This window comes from Pseudomonas sediminis, assembly GCF_039555755.1.
In the GTDB taxonomy this organism is placed as follows: domain Bacteria; phylum Pseudomonadota; class Gammaproteobacteria; order Pseudomonadales; family Pseudomonadaceae; genus Aquipseudomonas; species Aquipseudomonas mendocina_D.
In genome coordinates this window covers 70,554-90,147 of sequence record NZ_CP154631.1, presented here as the reverse complement: position 1 = coordinate 90,147, position 19,594 = coordinate 70,554, and the positions used below count along the sequence as shown (strand labels likewise).

Below are 19,594 nucleotides of genomic sequence, written 5' to 3'. Positions count from 1 at the left end.
ACGGAAATCGGCGGCTGGCTAGTATAGGCAGCCATAAGTGCTGATCGGAATGGGGGATGCGATGCGACGCTGGAACGGATGGGGTGACGAAGCGACCGAAGTGGAACTGCCGGCCCATGGCGAGGCCTTTCTCGCCGAGCTGGTCGGGTCGGGCCAGCGTCTGGCCGACGCCAGCCTGCAGGATGTGCTGGCGCGTGTACCAGCCTCGCGCCTGGCGCCGCATCCACTGATCTGTCAGGACGCCGAAGTGCGCGTGCGCCACGCCCGTGGCCAGAGCCTGCCGGACTGGCTGGCGATGCGCTCCGGTGACTTCGGCCTGTTTCCCGATGGCGTCGCCTGCCCGGAAAGCGCCGAGCAGATCCGCGAGCTGCTGGCCTGGGCGCAACAGCATGACGTCACCCTGATCCCCTACGGCGGCGGCACCTCGGTGGCCGGGCACATCAACCCGCAGGCCGGCCAGCGCCCGGTGCTGACCCTGTCGCTGGAGCGCATGACGCGCCTGCTGGATATCGATGAGGACAGCCTGATCGCCACCTTCGGCCCTGGCGCCAATGGCCCGCAGGTAGAAAGCCAGCTGCGCGCACGCGGCTACACGCTGGGCCACTTTCCGCAGTCCTGGGAACTGTCGACCCTCGGTGGCTGGGTCGCCAGCCGCTCCAGCGGCCAGCAGTCGCTGCGCTACGGGCGCATCGAGCAATTGTTCGCTGGCGGCAAGCTGGAAACCTTTGCCGGCACCCTGGAGATTCCAACCTTCCCGGCGTCGGCCGCCGGGCCCGATCTGCGCGAGCTGGTGATGGGCTCGGAAGGGCGCTTCGGGGTGATCTCCGAAGTGCGCGTGCGCATCAGTCGCCTGGCCGAGCAGGAGCGTTTCTACGCGGTGTTCCTGCCCAACTGGCAGCAGGCGCTGAGCGCCATTCGCAGCCTGGCCCAGGCGCGCGTGCCGCTGTCCATGCTGCGCCTGTCCAACGCCATCGAAACCCGTACTCAGTTGGCCCTGGCCGGCCACCCGCAGCAGATTGCCTTGCTGGAAAAATACCTGGCCCTGCGAGGCGCCCGCGACGGCAAGTGCATGCTCACCTTCGGCGTCACCGGCAGCCGGGTGCAGAACGCCGCCTCGCTGAAACAGGCGCGGCGCCTGCTGAAAGGTTTTGGAGGCGTGTTCACCGGCACCCTGCTGGGCAAGAAGTGGGAGCAGAACCGCTTCCGATTCCCTTATCTGCGTCATGGTCTTTGGGAGCGCGGCTACCTGGTGGACACCCTGGAAACCGCCACCGACTGGTCCAACGTCGACAGCCTGCTGAACAAGGTCGAGGCCAGTCTGCGTGACGAGCTGACCGGTGAGGGCGAGCGGGTGCACGTGTTCACCCACCTGTCGCACGTCTACGGCGAAGGTTCTAGCATCTACACCACCTACGTGTTCCGCCCCGGCAGTGACTACGCCGAGGCCATGGCGCGCTGGCAGCGCTTGAAAGCAGCGGCCAGCCGCACTATCGCCGAGAATCGCGGCACCATCAGCCACCAGCACGGTGTCGGTCGCGACCACGCTCCTTACTTGGCAGCAGAGAAGGGCGAGCTGGGCATGGCCACGCTGCGCAGCCTGGCCACGCATTTCGACCCCGACCAGCGCCTGGCGCCTGGCGTGTTGCTGCAGGACTGAGCATGGAACCCTGGAACGCCACCTGGCGCACGCACGCGCTGCCTGAGCTGGCCGCGCGCGACTGGGATCTGCTGGTGATCGGCGGCGGCATCTGCGGCGCCGGCATCTTCCGTGAGGCGACGAGGCGTGGCTGGCGCTGCCTGTTGCTGGAGCAGCGCGACTTTGCCTGGGGCACCTCCAGTCGCTCGTCGAAGATGGTGCACGGTGGCCTGCGTTATGTCGCCAAGGGCCAACTGGGGCTGACTCGCGACTCGGTGCGCGAGCGCCAGCGCCTGCTCGGCGAGGCGCCGGGGCTGGTGGAGCCGCTCAGCTTCGTCATGCCGCATTACCGCGGCGGTTTTCCCGGGCCGAAGGTCTTTGGCGGCCTGCTCAGCCTGTACGACGCCCTGGCCGGCAAGCGCAATCACCTGTTCTATCCGCTGCAGCAGCTGCGTTACCTGGCGCCGGGCATTCGCGAGGACGGCCTGCTCGGTGGCACGCGCTTCTTCGATGCGGTGACCGATGATGCCCGCCTGGTGCAGCGCGTGCTGGGCGAGGCGCGTGCCGAAGGCGGCGAGGCGCTCAATGGCATGCGTGTGGTCGAGTTGTTGCGTGAAGCGGGGCAGGTGGTCGGCGTGCTCGCCGAGGATGTGGAAACGGGCGAGCAATACCGTCTGCGCAGCCGCGCCGTGGCCCAGGCCACCGGTGCCTGGGCCGATCGCTTGCGCCAGCCTGGCAATGGTCGCATTCGTCCGCTGCGCGGTAGCCATCTGCTGTTGCCGAGCTGGCGTCTGCCGGTGGTGCATGCCTTCAGCTTTATGCACACGGCCGATGGCCGGCCGGTATTTGTCTTCCCCTGGGAGGGCGCGACGGTGATCGGCACCACCGATCTGGATCATGCTGACGAGCTCGATCATGAAGCCGCCATCAGCACCGAGGAGGTCGACTACCTGCTGGCCGCCTGCGCCCAGCAGTTCCCGGCTGCGCAGGTGAGCCGCGCCGACGTGCTGTCAACCTGGGCGGGCGTGCGTCCGGTGGTGAGCGATGGTGGCAGCGTACTGAAACCCTCCGATGAAAAGCGTGAGCACGCGCTGTGGATCGAGCCGGGCAGCGTGACGCTGGCCGGCGGCAAGCTGACCACCTTCCGCCTGCTGGCGCTCGAGGTGCTGCGTGCCTGCGCGGGTTTCGTTGGCAAGCCAGTGGATGATCAAGGCGGCGCGGTCTTCGCTGCGAATACGCCGACACCGATGCCGACCTTGAGCCCGGCGCAGCAACGCCGTCTGGCTGGGCGTCATGGTCGTCAGCTGGGTGAGGTACTGCGTTTGATCGACGAAATCGGCGCTGATTGCGTCGCCGGTACCGATACCTTGTGGGCCGAACTGGCTTGGGCTGCCGAAGGGGAGCTGGTGCTGCATCTGGACGATCTGCTGCTACGCCGCACGCGCCTGGGCCTGCTGCTGGCCGAAGGTGGCCGTGCCGAGCTGCCGCGCATCCGCGCGCTGTGCCAGCCGCGCCTGGGCTGGAGCGATGCGCGCTGGCAGCAGGAAGAGACGGATTACCTGGCGTTGTGGCGGCGCTGTTACAGCCTGCCGGTGACTTCATGATGGCGCTGCCGACTTTCCGTAGGAGCGAGCTCTGCTCGCGAAGCTTTTGCGCCATCCCCGTTCGCGAGCAGAGCTCGCTCCTACAGCAATACCGTGCATTCCAAGCAGAGGTCACACCTTGAGCGAACCAAGCTACCTGCTGAGCATCGACAACGGCACCCAGAGCGTGCGGGCGCTGCTGTTCGATACTCAGGGCAACCTGCTGGCCAAGGGCAAGGTCGAGCTCGACCCCTATTTCTCCAGCCAGCCAGGCTGGGCCGAGCAGGATCCGGAGTACTACTGGGCCAGCCTCGGTGAGGCCTGTCGCCTGCTGTGGCAGCATGTGGATATAGACCGCAGCCTGATCAAGGGAGTGGCCGTTACCACCCAGCGCGGCAGCATCATTCATGTCGACGAGCAGGGTGCGCCACTGCGCCCAGCGATTCTCTGGCTCGATCAGCGCCGTGCCGAGGTGACTGAACGTATCCAAGGCCTGTGGGGCTGGCTATTCAAGCTGGTGCGCGCCGACGAGGCGGTCGATCATTTCCGTGGCCAGGCCGAGGTCAACTGGGTCGCCCAGCATCAGCCGGACATTGCGACACGCACGCACAAGGTGCTGTTGCTCTCGGGCTTTCTCACTCATCGCCTGTGTGGCCGCTTCGTCGATTCCACCAGCAGTTGCGTGGCCTACCTGCCGTTCGACTACAAGCGCCTACGTTGGGCTGCGTCCGGTGACTGGAAGTGGCAAGCGCTGAAGGTACGCCGTGAGCAACTGCCTGAATTGTTCAAGCCGGGGGCACGACTGGGTCAGATCAGCGCCGAGGCCAGCCGCCATACCGGTATTCCGGAAGGCCTGCCGCTGATTGCTGCTGGCGCCGACAAGGCCTGCGAGGTGCTGGGTTCCGGTGCGCTGGAGCCCAGCACGGCGTGCCTGTCCTATGGCACCACGGCGACCATCAACACCACGCGCAGTCGCTATCTGGAAACCGTACGCCTTATTCCGCCCTATCCGGCAGCGCTGCCGGATCACTTCAACACCGAGGTGATGATTTATCGCGGTTTCTGGATGGTCAGCTGGTTCAAGCGCGAATTCGGCCTGCGCGAGATACAGCGTGCCGAGGCGCTGGGCGTGTCGCCCGAGGCGCTGTTCGACGAGCTGGTCAACGCCGTGCCACCCGGTTCCATGGGCCTGATGCTGCAGCCGTACTGGACGCCGGGCATCCGCGAGCCGGGGCTGGAAGCCAAGGGCTCGATCATCGGTTTTGGTGATGTGCACACCCGCGCGCATATCTACCGTGCAATTCTCGAAGGCCTGGCCTATGCGCTGCGTCAGGGCAAGGAACGTATCGAAAAACGTTCAGGCACCCGTATCGAGCGCCTGCGCGTTTCCGGTGGCGGTTCGCAGAGCGATGCGGCGATGCAGCTGACCGCCGATATCTTCGGCTTGCCGGCCGAGCGACCGCACCTCTACGAAACCAGCGGGCTGGGGGCTGCGATCAACTGCGCGGTGGGTCTGGGGCTGCATGCGGACTATCCGACGGCCATCGCCGCCATGACCCGCGTTGGCCAGGTGTTCCAGCCGAACCCGGAGGCCCAGCACGTTTACCAGCAGCTCTACGCGCAGGTCTATCAGCGCATGTACCGACAGCTCAAGCCACTGTACCAGCGCATTCGCAAGATCACCGGTTATCCGGCGTAGAGCATGCGGTGGGCGTAGGGACGTAGGGCGTACTCAGGAGCGAAGCGAACAGTCCGCCGCTCCTCGGTGTTACACAAATCCAGCGGCGTACTGCTTCGCGACGACTGCATGGATGCAGGAGGTAGAGCGACGCAGGAAGCCAAAGCCGAGTACGCCCTACGCTATTTCTACTTGCCGCTTGAGGCTGCCGTCAGGCGACGTCTACCAGCACGATCTCGCTGTCTTCCTGCGCCTCGATGCGGATCAACGCTTCATCGGCGATGGCCACGCCATCACGTGCCTTGACGTTCACGCCGTTGACGCTGAATGCACCCGTTGCGCCCACCAGGTAGGCTTTGCGACCCGGCTGCAGGGCGTACTCGGCGCTCTGTCCGGCCTTGACCGTGGCGGCCACCAGGCGTGCGTCGGTGCGGATACGCAATGCATCGACATCCTCCTCGTAACCACTGGCCAGGGTGACGAACGAGCCCGAGCGGTCGCCTTTCGGGAAAGGCTTGGCGCCCCAGGAGGGGGGCAGGCCGGCCTGGTTCGGCTGGATCCAGATCTGGAAGATCTTGGTGGTTTCATCCTCCAGGTTGTACTCGCTGTGAGCGATACCGGTCCCAGCACTCATTACCTGCACATCGCCAGCCTCGGTGCGGCCCTTGTTGCCCAGGTTGTCCTCATGGCTGATGGCACCTTCGCGAACGTAGGTGATGATCTCCATGTCGCGGTGCGGGTGCGGCGGGAAGCCTGAATGTGGAGCGATCTCGTCGTCGTTCCACACGCGCAGGCGGCCCCAGTTCATCCGCTCGGCGTCGTAGTATTCGGCGAAGGAAAAGTGGTGACGGGCGTTGAGCCAGCCGTGATGAGCACCACCGAGTTGTTCGAACGGACGTACATCGATCATGGTCAATCCTCCAGTCGTGCATGGGTTCAGCCCCGTGCAATGTCGATGACGCTATGATCTATTCCGTGTAATCGATTTAAAAGCGCAATATTTACGGATTTAATATCTATTAGTTTGATTAATTTTCGCGAAGGCCAGGCACTAGGCTTTCGCTGATTCCTTCAAGGAGCAGTGCAATGCGCGAACGCAAAGCCTGGTTGATCCTGCATGGCAAGCAGGCGTTGAACGAAGAGGTGAGGACGGCCGTGAGCGGCCTGCGTGAGCGTGGCTGGGATTTGGCCGTGCGCCTGACCTGGGAAGGCGGGGACGCCGAGCGGCTGGTCGAGGAAGGGCTGGCTGCTGGTTACCCGACGCTGATTGCCGGTGGCGGTGATGGCACCCTGCGTGATGTGGTCGAAGCGCTGGTCAAGGCGCAGGGCGATGCGAGCCTGGCTCTGCTGCCGCTGGGCACGGCCAATGATTTCGCCCACGCTGCTGGCATACCGCTGACGCCGGCTGCCGCGCTGGCACTGCTGGAGGTCGAGCCGGTGGCCGTTGACGTGGGCATGGCCGGTGAACGCGCTTTCCTTAATATGGCCACGGGCGGTTTCGGCTCCAACGTCACCGCCAACACGCCGGAGGAACTCAAGAAAGTCCTGGGTGGCGCCGCCTATCTGCTCACCGGGCTCAGCCGCTTTTCCGAAGTGCGCGCGGCCGCCGGTCGGTTTCACGGGCCGGATTTCGAGTGGCAGGGCGAATTTCTGGCATTGGGCATCGGCAACGGGCGCCAGGCCGGTGGCGGTCATCTGCTCTGTCCAGAGGCGACCATTGACGACGGCCTGCTGGACGTCTGTATCGTGCCGGCGGCGCAGGATGTGGTGAGCACCCTGGGCACATTGCTCTCGGGCGGGATGCATGGTGTGCAGAGCGTCGCGGTCAGCGCGCGGCTGCCCTGGCTGGAAGTGGAGGCGCAGGAAGGGCTGGATTTGAACCTCGATGGCGAGCCGATGGAAAGCAAGCGTTTGCGCTTCAGCGCACAACCTGGCGCGCTGCGTCTGCATCTACCCAGACATTCGCCATTGCTCGCTGGTCAGGCGCCTAGGGCTGAGGCATGATGGCGGCGCGCCAGCAAGGCTTCAGTATGCCGGCAGTTCGCCGATAACCCGAACGGCAGACTAGACTCAATCTATATACCTCGGAGCGCATGATGGCTGGCATCCTCGATTCAGTAGATCAACGCACGCAACTGGTCGGCGAGAACCGCCTGGAAATTCTCATGTTCCGCCTGGCCGGTCGGCAGTTGTTCGCCATCAACGTGTTCAAGGTGCAGGAAGTCCTGCAGATGCCCAAACTGACGTTGATGCCGCAGCGTCACCGCTTCGTTTGCGGTGTGGTCAACCTGCGCGGACAGACCCTGCCGGTGATCGATCTGTCCCAGGCCATCGGCATGCGCCCGCTGGTGCCGGATGAGCGCAGCACCATCATCGTCACCGAGTACAACCGTTCGGTGCAGGCCTTCCTGGTCGGCAGCGTCGATCGCATCCTCAACCTCAATTGGGAGTCGATCCAGCCGCCGCCCGGTGGCGCCGGTCGCCAGCATTACCTGACTGCGATCACCAAGGTCGACGAGCAGATCGTCGAGGTCATCGACGTGGAAAAGGTGCTGGCCGAGATCGTGCCGATGAGCACCAAGGTCTCCGAAGAGAAACTTGCCGATCCGTTGCTGGAGAAGGCGCGCGGTCGTGAAGTGCTACTGGTGGACGACTCCAGCGTGGCGCTGAGCCAGCTGCGCGATACCCTGACCCAACTGGGCATGCGCCTGCACATGGCGGGCGATGGTCTGAAAGCCCTGAACCTGCTGAAGAAGTGGGCGGATAGCGGCGAAGTGATGACCGACAAGCTGCTGATGATCTTCACCGATGCCGAAATGCCGGAGATGGACGGCTACCGCCTGACCAGCGAGATTCGCAACGATTCGCGACTGAAGGACCTCTACGTCGTGCTGCACACGTCGCTGTCCGGCAGCTTCAACGAGGCGATGGTGAAGAAGGTCGGTTGCGACAACTTCCTCTCCAAATTCCAGCCGGACAAGCTCGTCGACGTGGTACGTCAACGCCTCGAGTTGGACGAGCCCAGCTAAAGTCGCTGGAGGGCGGGTGCAACCCGCCGCGCGTCGATGGCCGCTGGTGACCGAGCGAGCGTTACTGATCTGCATAATTTCCCGAGTTTTGTTGCTTGTGAGCGTCGCCGTCACCTCGTATAGCGGCGTTTTGCCAACAGGAACCTGACGCATGCTGAGTCTCTCGGGGCTATACCGTTATCCGCTCAAGTCCGGCCGCGGCGAAGTGCTGCAGCGCAGTGCGGTTGACGGTCTCGGCCTGCAGGGGGATCGGCGTTGGATGCTGGTCGATGCCGACAACGGCCGCTTCATCACCCAACGCCTGCTACCGCAGATGAGTCAGCTGAGCGCTCTGTGCGATGCGCGCGGTGGGCTGACTCTGAGTTCACCGGGGCGTGAGGATCTGTCCGTGGCGTTGCCCGATCCCGAGCAGGACCTGCGTGGCGTCATCGTCTGGCGTGACAGCCTGCGCGTGCCGGATGCGGGCGATGCAGCGGCTGCCTGGCTCAGCGATATGCTGGGTAAGTCTTGTCGCCTGGTGCAGGTGCCGGAAGGCCGCACACGCCAAGTCGATACCGCCTATGCGCAACCGGGCGATCGCGTGGCCTTTGCCGATGGTTTCCCACTGCTGCTGATCGGCCAGGCGTCGCTGGACGATCTTTCTCAGCGCGTCGGGCAATCGCTGTCGATGCTGCGTTTTCGCCCCAATCTGGTCGTCACCGGCAGTGAGCCTTACGCCGAAGACAGCTGGAAGCGCATCCGCATTGGCGAGGTGGAGTTCGACGTGGCCAAGGGCTGCTCGCGCTGTATCCTCACCACCATCGACCCACAGACCGGCGAGCGCAACGCCCAGCGTGAGCCGCTGGCCACGCTCAAGACCTATCGGGAACGCGACGGTGACGTGTTCTTCGGGCAGAACCTGTTGCCACGAGGTGTGGGTGAGCTACAGATCGGTATGCCGGTTGAAATTCTGGAGTAGGGTGCGCCATGCGCGCCACGTGATCTGCGTACGGTCGCTGGGCTGAGGCTCACGCGGCACTGAACCGAAGCGCGGTCCGGCCCAGGCGTATGGAGCAGCGAGCCCCGATCAGACACCCAGTCCGATCGGGGCTTTTGTTTTACTGATCCTCAAAGAAGCGCTCGTTCCACGCCACCAGCGGGTGCGGTGCGTTGAGCTTCTGGCCGTAGATCACCGAGTAGGACAGCACGTTCTGCACGTACTGGCGGGTCTCGTCGAACGGGATGTTCTCCACCCAGACGTCATAACTGAGGTGATTGGCGCCGCGCAGCCACTGGCGTACGCGGCCGGGCCCGGCGTTGTAGGCGGCCGAGGCGAGTACGCGGTTGCCATTGAACTGACCATATACCTGACTCAGATAGGCGGCGCCCAACTGGATGTTGGTGTCAGGGTTGAGCGCCTGTTGCGGCGACGCCAGGGGGATGCCGAACTTGCGTGCGGTTTCCTTGGCAGTGCCCGGCATCAGTTGCATCAGGCCCATGGCGCCTGCGTGGGAGCGGGCATCGGCCATGAAGGCACTCTCCTGGCGGGTGATGGCGAACACCCAGCTCGAGTGCAGATCACGGCGCCTGGCTTCACGGACCAATTCGTCGCGATGGGCCATGGGGAAGCGCACTTCCAGGTCGTCCCAGTACTGGGCCTGGCTGATGGTGCGGATGGCCGGGAAGTACCACTCCATTTCGTAGGCCAGGCGCGCCTGGGCCACCAGTTCATCGCGGCTGAACAGGCGGCTGACGTGATACCACTCGCGGCGACCATCGACGATCTGGCCGCGTGCGTGGAACTCCATGGCGCGCTTGATGCCGGCGGTGTTACGGACTTTCTGTACGACCTTGGGATCGAGCGCCAGCGGCTGGTTGTTCAAGGCGTAAGGCGCTTTGACCTGATCCGCTGCCATGAAACCGTAGAAATCACGCTCCTTGGCCAGGGCCTGGAACAGCGCCGCCGGTTGCTGGCTGTTGGGTTGCGCGAGTTGCAGGCTGCGCGCATTCCAGTAGCGCCAGCGGTTGATGCTGGCCAGATCGGACGGCATCTTCTGCGTCAACTGATAGGCCTCTTCCCAGCGGCCGTGACGCAGCAGCAGGCGCGCGCGCCATTCGCTGACGGTGTTGTCACGCAGTTGCGGGTCGTACTTGGCCATGACTTGCAGGCCGCGCAGGTCGAAGCGTTGTGCCAGGCGCAGACCGATCTGGCGGGCGATGGCGACCTGTTCGTCCGAGGAGAACTTCATGCGCTGGGCGTAGCCGTCGAGCAGGGCCAGGGCGTCTTCGGGGTTCTGCCGGGCCAGGCGGCGCAGGCCGAGGCCGACCACATCGCTCATGGCGTCATCGGCTGGAGCGAAACGCGCGGTGTTTTTTAGCAGTTGCGGTTTCTGTGCGACCTCGACCATCAGCTTGCCGCGCTCGCCAAGCGTTGGCATGCCCTTGATCAGGAAGTTGGCCAAGCCGTAGTTGCCGCTTTCCACCGCCAGTTTGGTGCGCTGCCAGCGGCGCTGTTCGGTGAGCTGGCCATTGGCGGCCCAGCGTTCGAACAGGGGATCACAGGCGTTGGGCTGGGATTTGCCCACCAGCCAGAGCTTCTCGGCGGTAGCGTTGCCTTCGGCAGTCAGGCCGTGGCTGAGCTGGTACTGGCCATACAGGCAATCCAGCTCAGTGAAGTTGAGCTTGGCATCGTAGTGATCGAGGAAGGGCTTCCAGTCACCACGCTCGGCCAGCGCGCGCAGCCAGCGCAGCTTCATCCAGCTGGCCTGAGGCAGGTCACCATGTTCGGCGAGAAACTTTTCTATTTCCGCATTGCTCGCTGATCGCAGACGGTTGGTCAGTTCGTCATAGGCCAGATATGGCGTCAGCGGGTAGTCGCGCAGGGCGCTGGCGTACTGGCGATAGGGGCCGCTGTCGCCCTTGGCCAGGGCGCGCTTGGCTTCATCGTAGTACTGGCGCTGCTGCGCCAGGTTGGCGGCTTCGGCACTGGCCAGGCCAGCAGTAGTGGTGAAAATCAGGCAGGAAACTACAGAAAGAAGGCGACCGCGCATGGCATTTCCAGGGGGCAAGCAGAGAGTGGGGGCAACAGGTTCCATATCGTTGCATACCCTTAGCTTAGCGCTTCAGCGGGGCGCGGTGAATGCCGTCGCGCCAGATGGACACATGCAGAAAAAATGCATGGCGCAGTGCTATTGCGAGTGCTTTGCCGAGGTGCCCGCTGCTGGGGTGGAAACGGCCACAGCCAACCTGTAACTCGGGTAGAATGCGCCGCCTGTTTCTGGAGATGCCCATGACCCTGCTCAAGTTTGCCGACGTATCCCTCGCCTATGGCGCCATGCCCCTGCTTGACGGAGTGTCCTGGCAGATCGCGCGGGGTGAGCGGGTGTGCATCATTGGCCGTAATGGCACTGGCAAATCGAGCATGCTGCGCCTGGTCAAGGGCGACCAGATGCCGGATGACGGCGAGATCTGGCGTGCACCGGGGCTGAAGATTGGCGAGCTGCCGCAGGAACTGCCGCGCGCCGACGAGCGCACGGTGTTCGATGTGGTCGCCGAAGGCCTGGCGGGTGTTGGCGAGCTGCTGGCGCGTTATCACCACCTGGCGCAGAACATCCATGGCGATGACGACCTCGAGCAACTGATGCACGTGCAGCAGGAGCTGGAAGCCAAAGATGGCTGGCGCCTGCAGCAGCTGGTCGACAGCACCCTGAGCCGCCTGCAACTGCCGGCGGACAAGACCCTGGCCGAGCTCTCCGGCGGCTGGCGCCGTCGCGTGCTGCTGGCGCAGGCGTTGGTGTCCGAGCCGGATCTGCTGCTGCTCGACGAGCCCACCAACCACCTGGACATCGGCGCCATCGCCTGGCTGGAAGATGCGCTGAAAGACTTTGGCGGCGCCGTGCTGTTCATTACCCACGACCGCTCCTTCCTGCAGAACCTGGCTACGCGCATCCTCGAACTGGATCGTGGTGGCCTGATCGACTGGAACGGCGACTACGCCAGCTTCCTGGTGCACAAGGAGCAGCAACTGGCTGCCGAGGAAACCGCCAACGCGCTGTTCGACAAGCGCCTGGCCCAGGAGGAAGTGTGGATTCGCCAGGGCATCAAGGCCCGCCGTACCCGTAACGAGGGGCGCGTGCGCGCGCTCAAGGCGATGCGTGCGGAACGTAGCGAGCGCCGCGAACGCCAGGGCAAGGCGAATATCCAGCTCGATACGGCGGACAAGTCCGGCAAGCAGGTGATGGTGGCGGAGAACGTCAGCTTCGCTCACGCCGGCGGTCCCTTCCTGGTCAAGGATTTCTCCATGGTCCTGCAGCGCGGTGACCGTATCGGTCTGCTTGGCGCCAACGGTACCGGCAAGACGACCCTGCTCAAGCTGCTGCTCGGTGATCTGCAGCCGTCCAGCGGTAGCATCGAGGTCGGCACCAAACTGGAAGTGGCGTATTTCGACCAATTACGTCACCAGCTCGAACCGGAAAAGACGGTGATCGACAACGTCGCCGAGGGTCGTGACTTCATCACTATCGATGGCCAGAACCGCCATGTGCTGAGCTATCTGGGCGACTTCCTGTTCAGTCCGCAACGTGCTCGTACCCCTGTCAAAGCGCTATCGGGTGGCGAACGGGCACGACTGTTGCTCGCCAAGTTGTTCAGCAAGCCGGCCAACCTCTTGGTGCTGGACGAACCGACCAACGATCTGGACGTAGAAACCCTGGAACTGCTCGAAGAAGTGCTGCTCAACTTCCCAGGCACCGTGCTGATGGTCAGCCACGACCGTGCTTTCCTCGATAACGTCGTGACCAGCACCCTGGTATTCGAGGGTGAAGGCAAGGTGCGCGAGTACGTGGGTGGCTATCAGGATTGGCTGCGCCAGGGCGGCTCGCCGCGTTTGCTCGGCGTGGGTGAAAGCAAGTCCGGCAAGGCCGAGCTGGCCACGGCCATCGTCGAAGCGCCGACCCCGGCTGCAGTGACTCCCGCTCAAGAGAGCGCAGAGCCTGCGAAGAAGAAACTAAGCTACAAGCTGCAGCGCGAGCTGGAAGCGATTCCCGGGCAGATCGATGCTCTGGAGCAGGAAATGGCTGCGGTACAGGAGCAGGTATCCGACCCTGCCTTCTATCAGCAGCCGGCGCAGATCACCACGGAAGTATTGGCGCGTCTCGAGCGCTTGCAGACGGAAATGGACGCGTTGCTCGAGCGCTGGGCAGAGCTGGAAGGCTGACGAAGGAACGAGCGGGCAATGGCCATCGAGTACCGCATTACTCTCGACGACAATCATCAGTTCAGCTACCGGATCGAGCTGAATCGCGAGTATGACCCCATTCAGGCGCAACAGGCTCCCGCCTGGACGCGCCTTGAACATCAGCAGTGCAGCAATTGCCCACTGAGTCGCGACCAGTTCAGCCATTGTCCGGCTGCGGTCGATCTGCATCGGGTGATCGAGGATTTTCGTGGCCTGCCGGCATTTAAAAAAGCCAGCGTCTGGGTACGCACGCCGGAGCGTGAGTACACCAAGCATGTCGGCTTGGAAGAGGGGCTGCGTGCGTTGCTAGGCGTGATCATGGCCACCAGCGCCTGCCCAGTGCTGGCGCGCCTGAAACCCATGGCGCAGCACCATCTGCCGTTTGCCAATAATCAGGAATTCATCCTGCGTGCGGTATCGCTGTACCTGTCACGGCAGTACTTCAATATGCGCGAGGGGCGTCTGGCCGATTGGGAGCTGAAGGGGCTGGTGCGCCTGTTCCAGCAACTGAAACTGGTCAACCAGGCCTTCTGGCAGCGTATTCACGACACCTGTGAAGGCGACTCCAACCTCAAGGCTTTCCTGACCTTCTTCTCGATGTCATCGAGCATGACGGTGTCGCTGGAAACCCAGCTGCAGAAGATTCGCCCGCTGGTCATGAGCGCGGGCGAATCGTTCGAGTAGTCCGAAGCCAACAAGCTCGCCGCTGAAGCGCCTCCCACGGGGCAGCTACTGTGTGGGAGGGGCTTTAGCCGCGACGCGATCTCAAGCGCCTTTTTCGCCTTTCTTCAGGCGCACTGCGAGCACATCGCAGGGCGCGCCATGCAGCACGTCATTAGCTGTGGAACCCAGCAGCAGCGCCAGGCCGTGGCGGCCATGGCTGCCAACCACGATCAGATCGCAACCCTGTTCTTCAGCCAGGCGGTGAATTTCCTGGCGCGGTTGGCCATAAGCCAGGTGGCGCTGGTCCGCGGTCAGTTCGGGATACTTGCCGGTGAAGCTGTCCAGGCGCTCGCGGGCCTGCTCGAACTGCTGTTGCTGCAGCATCGACAGGTCCATCGGCACGTCACCACCAAAGGCCATGGCCATCGGTTCGACGATATGCACCAAGGACATCTTGGCGCCACTGGCCTGCGCCAGTTTCTGCGCGCGTACCACTACAGGGTCGCATTCCTCGGTCAGGTCGACGGCGACCAGAATGTGCTGGTAGGGCATGGTGAGTTCTCCTCAAGGGGGCAAATGGCTCTGTATCAAGTATGGCCCCATTGTGTGGGGCAGGGCGACTGGTCGTTAAATAAGGCAAAGAAAAGCCCGGTGCGAGCACCGGGCAATGGTTGGGCCAGGCAGGCCGGAAATCTGGGGCATCAATGCTGGGAGGCAGCGTACTGGGCCGCAACACCTTCCAGGCCTTCGATGATGCTGTCGGAATACTTGCTGATCAGGAAAGGTACGGTGTTTTCGTTGTAATTACGTAGGGATTTCTCGATGTAACGCCATTTGGTGCCGATGGAGTTCAGCGCTGCGCTGATCTCCGGAGTGTTCTGCTGGGCGGTGCTGAGATTGTCCAACTTGCTGGCGAATTCGCCTGCCAGCTCATCGATGGCGCGTTCTTCGCCGCCCCCGAAGAAGCTGGCGCCGACCGAGGCACTGCGTGAAGCATAGTCCAGCGCGATATTCTGCATCAGCAGGCTTTGCTCACGGCTCTTCTGCGTCAGCTGCGGTACGCTGAAACCGCTTTCTTGCTGAATCTTCTGATACAGCTCCTGACTAATGGCCATGATGTGTTGGTTGTTCTCGGCCAGATCGGCGACGGGTTGCAGGTCAGTGAAGCCCTTGCTGCGCATGGCGTCCATCAGTGTCTGGAGCCCGCTGCGATAACTTTGCCAATTGGTTTGCAGTTGCGCGCGCAGCGCCTTGCTCGCATCCCCGGGCATTTCGCCCAGGCCGTCCAGGTGCGCTTGGCCTGCCTGCAGGGATTCGCCAATCATCCGCGCGTAGCGTTGATCACCTTCCATGCCGTTGTACATGTAGAAGTCGCCCAGGCTTTTTTGCGTTGCCAGGCGCAACTGGTGCAAGTGCAGTAGATCATCGGCCGGTGCGGCGCTGAGCAGGGGCGGGGAGAGCAGCGTAAAGAGAAAAACGAGCAGGGCGCTCAGGGGAAATGCAAGCGAACGGCGGCTCGACATTGGCGACTCCGTGTGGCCCATCGTGGGGCTCGATTTGTTTTTGTATTGCCTTCAGGTGGCGCTGTGCCAGCTGAAAGTGAGACGACTGTACCCGGAGCGTAGCGATTTGGCTAGGCATCCGGGAGTGCCCGTATCAAGCAGGAAAACGCTCGCAATAGTGCATTATTGACGCTGTTTATCGAAACCGGCTGGAGGCCACGAATGACCAGGCCTGCAGAAATCGTCGGGAAATCGACGAAAAGAGGCCAATTGACAAGCGCAGGGTTTTCCCTGATGGTGTGCACACCCAAATCAAACGGGCGTATGAATTGAGCGTTTGCCTTGTTAGGCGCGCCATTACAGCCCGAATATCGCGTCGGTGGGTGTGTCGTACCGATTGGGGCTATGCTCGTGCGGCGCTGCCGCAGGCTAGCCTGCCGGTTGGCTCCGATGTGTACTGTTCAGCTTCCATACCGTGGAGATCAGTTGATGATTTACGAAGGTAAAGCCATCACGGTTAAGGCTCTTGAGAGTGGCATCGTCGAATTGAAGTTCGACCTCAAGGGTGAGTCCGTCAACAAATTCAACCGTCTTACCCTCAATGAGCTGCGCGCCTCCGTCGACGCGATCAAGGCTGACGGTTCGATCAAGGGCGTGATTGTCACCAGTGGCAAAGACGTGTTCATCGTCGGTGCCGATATCACCGAATTCGTCGACAACTTCAAACTGCCCGACGAAGAACTGGTGGCTGGCAACCTGGAAGCCAACAAGATCTTCAGTGATTTCGAAGACCTCGCCGTGCCGACCGTCGTCGCCATCAACGGCATCGCCCTGGGTGGCGGTTTCGAGATGTGCCTGGCCGGTGACTACCGTGTCATGAGCGATAGCGCCAAGATCGGCCTGCCAGAAGTCAAACTGGGCATCTACCCAGGCTTCGGCGGCACCGTGCGTCTGCCGCGCGTGATCGGTACCGACAACGCCGTCGAGTGGATTGCATCGGGCAAGGAAAGCCGCGCCGAAGACGCCCTGAAAGTGGGCGCCGTCGATGCTGTGGTCAGTGCAGACAAGCTGCAGGCCGCCGCTCTGGATCTGGTCAAGCGCGCCATCTCCGGTGAGCTGGACTACAAGGCCAAGCGCCAGCCCAAGCTGGAAAAGCTCAAGCTCAACGCCATCGAGCAGATGATGTGCTTCGAGACCGCCAAGGGCTTCGTTGCTGGCCAGGCCGGCCCGAACTACCCGGCTCCGGTCGAGGCGATCAAGACCATTCAGAAAGCCGCCAACTTCGGCCGTGACAAGGCCCTGGAAGTTGAAGCTGCCGGCTTCGTCAAACTGGCCAAGACCTCGGTTGCCGAGAGCCTGATCGGCCTGTTCCTGAACGATCAGGAGCTGAAAAAGAAAGCCAAGCACCACGACGAAATCGCGCGTGACGTGAAACTGGCTGCCGTACTCGGCGCCGGCATCATGGGTGGTGGTATCGCCTACCAGTCGGCTTCCAAAGGTACGCCGATCCTGATGAAGGATATCCGTGAAGAGGGTATTCAGATGGGCTTGAACGAGGCTTCCAAGCTGCTCGGCAAGCGCGTCGAGAAGGGCCGTATGACCCCTGCGAAGATGGCCGAAGCCCTCAACGCCATCCGTCCGACCATGTCCTACGGTGATTTCGGCAACGTCGACATCGTCGTCGAAGCCGTGGTCGAGAACCCCAAGGTCAAGCAGATCGTGCTGGCAGAAGTGGAAGGCGTGGTGCGTGAAGACGCCATCCTGGCCTCCAACACCTCGACCATCTCCATCAGCCTGTTGGCCCAGGCGCTCAAGCGTCCGGAAAACTTCGTCGGCATGCACTTCTTCAACCCGGTGCACATGATGCCGCTTGTGGAAGTCATCCGTGGCGAGAAGTCCAGCGAAGTGGCCGTTGCCACCACCGTTGCCTACGCCAAGAAAATGGGCAAGAACCCGATCGTGGTCAACGACTGCCCGGGCTTCCTGGTCAACCGTGTGCTGTTCCCGTACTTCGGCGGCTTCTCCAAGCTGCTGGGCTTCGGCGTCGACTTCGTGCGTATCGACAAGGTGATGGAGAAGTTCGGCTGGCCCATGGGCCCGGCTTATCTGTCCGACGTGGTCGGCATCGACACCGGCCACCACGGCCGTGACGTGATGGCCGAAGGCTTCCCGGATCGCATGGCTGTCGAAGGCAAGACCGCCGTCGACGTGATGTACGAAGCCAACCGCCTGGGCCAGAAGAATGGCAAAGGCTTCTACGCCTACGAAACCGACAAGCGCGGTAAGCCGAAGAAGGTCACTGACCCGGCTGCTTACGAGCTGCTCAAGTCCATCGTGGTCGAAGAGCGTGAAGTCACCGACGAGGACATCATTAATTTCATGATGATCCCGCTGTGCATGGAAACCGTTCGTTGCCTGGAAGACGGCATCGTCGACACCGCAGCCGAGGCCGACATGGGCCTGATCTACGGTATCGGCTTCCCTCCCTTCCGTGGCGGTGCGCTGCGCTACATCGATTCCATCGGTGTTGCTGAATTCGTCGCCCTGGCTGACAAATATGCCGAGCTGGGCGCCCTGTACCACCCGACCGCAAAACTTCGCGAAATGGCCGCCAAGGGCCAGAAGTTCTTCGGTTAACCGTGCAGCGAACAGAGCGAGAGTAGAAATATGAGCCTGAATCCTAGAGATGCAGTGATCGTCGACTTCGGTCGTACCCCGATGGGTCGTTCCAAGGGCGGCATGCACCGCAACACCCGCGCCGAGACCATGTCCGCGCACCTGATCAGCAAGCTGCTGGAGCGTAATGCCAAGGTCGATCCGGCCGAGGTCGAGGACGTGATCTGGGGCTGCGTCAACCAGACCCTGGAGCAGGGTTGGAACATCGCGCGCATGGCGTCGCTGATGACCCAGATCCCGCACACCAGCGCCGGCCAGACCGTCAGCCGCCTGTGCGGTTCGTCCATGAGCGCCCTGCACACTGCCGTGCAGGCGATCCAGACCGGTAACGGCGATGTATTCGTCGTTGGCGGTGTGGAGCACATGGGCCACGTCGGCATGATGCATGGCGTCGACCCGAACCCGCACCTGTCGCTGTATGCCGCCAAAGCGTCCGGCATGATGGGTCTGACCGCTGAAATGCTGGGCAAGATGCATGGCATCAGCCGTGAGCAGCAGGACGCCTTCGGTGAGCGTTCGCACCGTCTGGCGCACAAGGCCACCGTCGAAGGCAAGTTCAAGGATGAAATCATCCCGATGCAAGGCTACGACGAGAATGGTTTCCTGAAGATGTTCGATTTCGACGAAACCATTCGTCCGGAAACCACCCTTGAAAGCCTGGCTGCGCTGAAGCCTGCCTTCAACCCGAAAGGCGGCACCGTGACTGCAGGGACTTCCTCGCAGATCACCGACGGCGCTTCCTGCATGATCGTCATGAGCGCCCAGCGTGCTCAGGATCTGGGCATCCAGCCGATGGCCGTGGTTCGCGCCATGGCCGTTGCCGGTGTCGATCCGGCGATCATGGGCTACGGTCCGGTGCCGTCCACGCAGAAGGCGCTCAAGCGCGCTGGCCTGAGCATGGCTGACATCGACTTCGTCGAGCTTAACGAAGCCTTCGCCGCTCAGGCCCTGCCTGTGCTGAAGGACCTGAAGCTGCTCGACAAGATGGAAGAGAAGGTCAACCTGCACGGCGGCGCGATCGCCCTGGGTCACCCCTTCGGTTGTTCCGGTGCCCGTATCTCCGGTACCCTGCTCAACGTCATGAAACAGAACGGCGGCACCTTTGGTGTCTCCACCATGTGTGTGGGCCTTGGCCAAGGCATCACCACCGTCTTCGAGCGCGTTTAAGCGTCAGCGGACAGAAACCGGGGCCTAGTGCCCCGGTTTTGCTTTTTACGGCTTTTTATTTCGGGAACCGCTCATGCAGTTGCAGCCAGGACTCTATCGCCACTACAAAGGCCCGCAGTACCGCGTATTCGGGGTGGCGCGCCATTCCGAGAACGAGGAAGAGGTTGTGGTTTACCAGGCGCTGTACGGCGAGTTCGGCCTGTGGGTGCGGCCGCTGAGCATGTTCTGTGAAGAGGTCGAGGTGGACGGCAAGCGCGTTCCACGCTTTGCTTTGATTCAGGCCGAAGTCAGCCCTATCGGCGCTTCACAAGCCTGACTGTGCAACCCCTGCGCTTGACCTTCGCTCGGTCACCACTATATATAGCGGGGCCTTAGAACCTGTTCACGATCTGTTGCGCGTCGGCGCTACTGCGTTAAAAACAAGCTCGGACAGTGACTTGTCACT

The 19,594-nt window shown here is 62.5% G+C and carries 15 protein-coding genes; 11 read left to right on the top strand and 4 right to left on the bottom strand.

What is annotated here, in order from left to right:
* Positions 1-61 precede the first annotated feature (61 nt).
* The 3 genes from AAEQ75_RS00430 (at position 62) to AAEQ75_RS00420 (ending at position 4,918) form a co-directional block, all read left to right on the top strand.
* Positions 62-1,657: an FAD-binding oxidoreductase gene (locus AAEQ75_RS00430; protein WP_343350542.1), complete on the top strand. Its 1,596-nt coding sequence runs from the start codon at positions 62-64 to the stop codon at positions 1,655-1,657.
* A 2-nt stretch (positions 1,658-1,659) separates the two neighbouring features.
* The gene (locus AAEQ75_RS00425) at positions 1,660-3,240 is read left to right on the top strand and encodes a glycerol-3-phosphate dehydrogenase/oxidase (RefSeq protein ID WP_343350541.1); all 1,581 of its coding nucleotides are present in this window, start codon (positions 1,660-1,662) and stop codon (positions 3,238-3,240) included.
* Positions 3,241-3,358: 118 nt separating this feature from the next.
* A complete protein-coding gene (locus tag AAEQ75_RS00420; RefSeq protein WP_343350540.1) occupies positions 3,359-4,918 on the top strand; it encodes an FGGY-family carbohydrate kinase in 1,560 nt (519 codons plus the stop codon).
* Positions 4,919-5,108: 190 nt separating this feature from the next.
* Here the strand turns inward: AAEQ75_RS00420 and AAEQ75_RS00415 are convergent, their stop codons facing one another.
* On the bottom strand, positions 5,109-5,807 hold the full coding sequence (locus AAEQ75_RS00415) for a pirin family protein (RefSeq protein WP_099526460.1): 699 nt from the start codon (positions 5,805-5,807) through the stop codon (positions 5,109-5,111).
* A gap of 176 nt (positions 5,808-5,983) precedes the next feature.
* Between AAEQ75_RS00415 and yegS the strand changes: the two genes are divergently transcribed.
* From yegS to AAEQ75_RS00400, 3 genes are all read left to right on the top strand, one after another.
* On the top strand, positions 5,984-6,901 hold the full coding sequence (gene yegS / locus AAEQ75_RS00410; RefSeq protein WP_343350539.1) for a lipid kinase YegS: 918 nt from the start codon (positions 5,984-5,986) through the stop codon (positions 6,899-6,901).
* 92 nt (positions 6,902-6,993) lie between these two features.
* The gene (locus tag AAEQ75_RS00405; protein ID WP_343350538.1) at positions 6,994-7,926 is read left to right on the top strand and encodes a chemotaxis protein CheV; all 933 of its coding nucleotides are present in this window, start codon (positions 6,994-6,996) and stop codon (positions 7,924-7,926) included.
* A 151-nt stretch (positions 7,927-8,077) separates the two neighbouring features.
* Positions 8,078-8,884 carry an MOSC domain-containing protein gene (locus AAEQ75_RS00400; protein ID WP_343350537.1) on the top strand — a complete coding sequence of 269 codons (807 nt, stop codon included), beginning with the start codon at positions 8,078-8,080 and terminating at the stop codon, positions 8,882-8,884.
* 139 nt (positions 8,885-9,023) lie between these two features.
* Here the strand turns inward: AAEQ75_RS00400 and AAEQ75_RS00395 are convergent, their stop codons facing one another.
* A complete protein-coding gene (locus AAEQ75_RS00395) occupies positions 9,024-10,955 on the bottom strand; it encodes a transglycosylase SLT domain-containing protein (protein ID WP_343350536.1) in 1,932 nt (643 codons plus the stop codon).
* A 239-nt stretch (positions 10,956-11,194) separates the two neighbouring features.
* Between AAEQ75_RS00395 and AAEQ75_RS00390 the strand changes: the two genes are divergently transcribed.
* The gene (locus tag AAEQ75_RS00390; protein WP_343350535.1) at positions 11,195-13,120 is read left to right on the top strand and encodes an ATP-binding cassette domain-containing protein; all 1,926 of its coding nucleotides are present in this window, start codon (positions 11,195-11,197) and stop codon (positions 13,118-13,120) included.
* A gap of 18 nt (positions 13,121-13,138) precedes the next feature.
* The gene (locus AAEQ75_RS00385; RefSeq protein WP_099526455.1) at positions 13,139-13,825 is read left to right on the top strand and encodes a DUF6901 family protein; all 687 of its coding nucleotides are present in this window, start codon (positions 13,139-13,141) and stop codon (positions 13,823-13,825) included.
* A gap of 81 nt (positions 13,826-13,906) precedes the next feature.
* Here the strand turns inward: AAEQ75_RS00385 and AAEQ75_RS00380 are convergent, their stop codons facing one another.
* Together AAEQ75_RS00380 and AAEQ75_RS00375 are read right to left on the bottom strand one after the other, a co-directional pair.
* On the bottom strand, positions 13,907-14,356 hold the full coding sequence (locus tag AAEQ75_RS00380; RefSeq protein ID WP_017361528.1) for a universal stress protein: 450 nt from the start codon (positions 14,354-14,356) through the stop codon (positions 13,907-13,909).
* A 149-nt stretch (positions 14,357-14,505) separates the two neighbouring features.
* Complete coding sequence (locus AAEQ75_RS00375) at positions 14,506-15,327, bottom strand: hypothetical protein (RefSeq protein WP_343350533.1); 822 nt, start codon at positions 15,325-15,327, stop codon at positions 14,506-14,508.
* Between the two features lie 468 nt (positions 15,328-15,795).
* Between AAEQ75_RS00375 and fadB the strand changes: the two genes are divergently transcribed.
* From fadB to AAEQ75_RS00360, 3 genes are all read left to right on the top strand, one after another.
* Positions 15,796-17,943, top strand: a complete 2,148-nt coding sequence (fadB, locus tag AAEQ75_RS00370; RefSeq protein WP_343350532.1) for a fatty acid oxidation complex subunit alpha FadB — start codon at positions 15,796-15,798, stop codon at positions 17,941-17,943.
* 30 nt (positions 17,944-17,973) lie between these two features.
* Positions 17,974-19,149, top strand: a complete 1,176-nt coding sequence (gene fadA, locus AAEQ75_RS00365; protein WP_099526452.1) for an acetyl-CoA C-acyltransferase FadA — start codon at positions 17,974-17,976, stop codon at positions 19,147-19,149.
* Between the two features lie 73 nt (positions 19,150-19,222).
* Positions 19,223-19,465, top strand: a complete 243-nt coding sequence (locus tag AAEQ75_RS00360; protein WP_343350531.1) for a DUF1653 domain-containing protein — start codon at positions 19,223-19,225, stop codon at positions 19,463-19,465.
* The last annotated feature ends 129 nt before the right edge of the window (positions 19,466-19,594 follow it).

Bases quoted from the DNA above. Each gene is read 5' to 3' on its own strand.
- AAEQ75_RS00430 (WP_343350542.1), top strand. From the start codon at position 62: ATGCGACGCTGGAACGGATGGGGTGACGAAGCGACCGAAGTGGAACTG.
- AAEQ75_RS00425 (WP_343350541.1), top strand. From the start codon at position 1,660: ATGGAACCCTGGAACGCCACCTGGCGCACGCACGCGCTGCCTGAGCTG.
- AAEQ75_RS00415 (WP_099526460.1), bottom strand. From the start codon at position 5,807: ATGATCGATGTACGTCCGTTCGAACAACTCGGTGGTGCTCATCACGGC.
- yegS (WP_343350539.1), top strand. From the start codon at position 5,984: ATGCGCGAACGCAAAGCCTGGTTGATCCTGCATGGCAAGCAGGCGTTG.
- AAEQ75_RS00405 (WP_343350538.1), top strand. From the start codon at position 6,994: ATGGCTGGCATCCTCGATTCAGTAGATCAACGCACGCAACTGGTCGGC.
- AAEQ75_RS00400 (WP_343350537.1), top strand. From the start codon at position 8,078: ATGCTGAGTCTCTCGGGGCTATACCGTTATCCGCTCAAGTCCGGCCGC.
- AAEQ75_RS00395 (WP_343350536.1), bottom strand. From the start codon at position 10,955: ATGCGCGGTCGCCTTCTTTCTGTAGTTTCCTGCCTGATTTTCACCACT.
- AAEQ75_RS00390 (WP_343350535.1), top strand. From the start codon at position 11,195: ATGACCCTGCTCAAGTTTGCCGACGTATCCCTCGCCTATGGCGCCATG.
- AAEQ75_RS00385 (WP_099526455.1), top strand. From the start codon at position 13,139: ATGGCCATCGAGTACCGCATTACTCTCGACGACAATCATCAGTTCAGC.
- AAEQ75_RS00380 (WP_017361528.1), bottom strand. From the start codon at position 14,356: ATGCCCTACCAGCACATTCTGGTCGCCGTCGACCTGACCGAGGAATGC.
- AAEQ75_RS00375 (WP_343350533.1), bottom strand. From the start codon at position 15,327: ATGTCGAGCCGCCGTTCGCTTGCATTTCCCCTGAGCGCCCTGCTCGTT.
- fadB (WP_343350532.1), top strand. From the start codon at position 15,796: ATGATTTACGAAGGTAAAGCCATCACGGTTAAGGCTCTTGAGAGTGGC.
- fadA (WP_099526452.1), top strand. From the start codon at position 17,974: ATGAGCCTGAATCCTAGAGATGCAGTGATCGTCGACTTCGGTCGTACC.
- AAEQ75_RS00360 (WP_343350531.1), top strand. From the start codon at position 19,223: ATGCAGTTGCAGCCAGGACTCTATCGCCACTACAAAGGCCCGCAGTAC.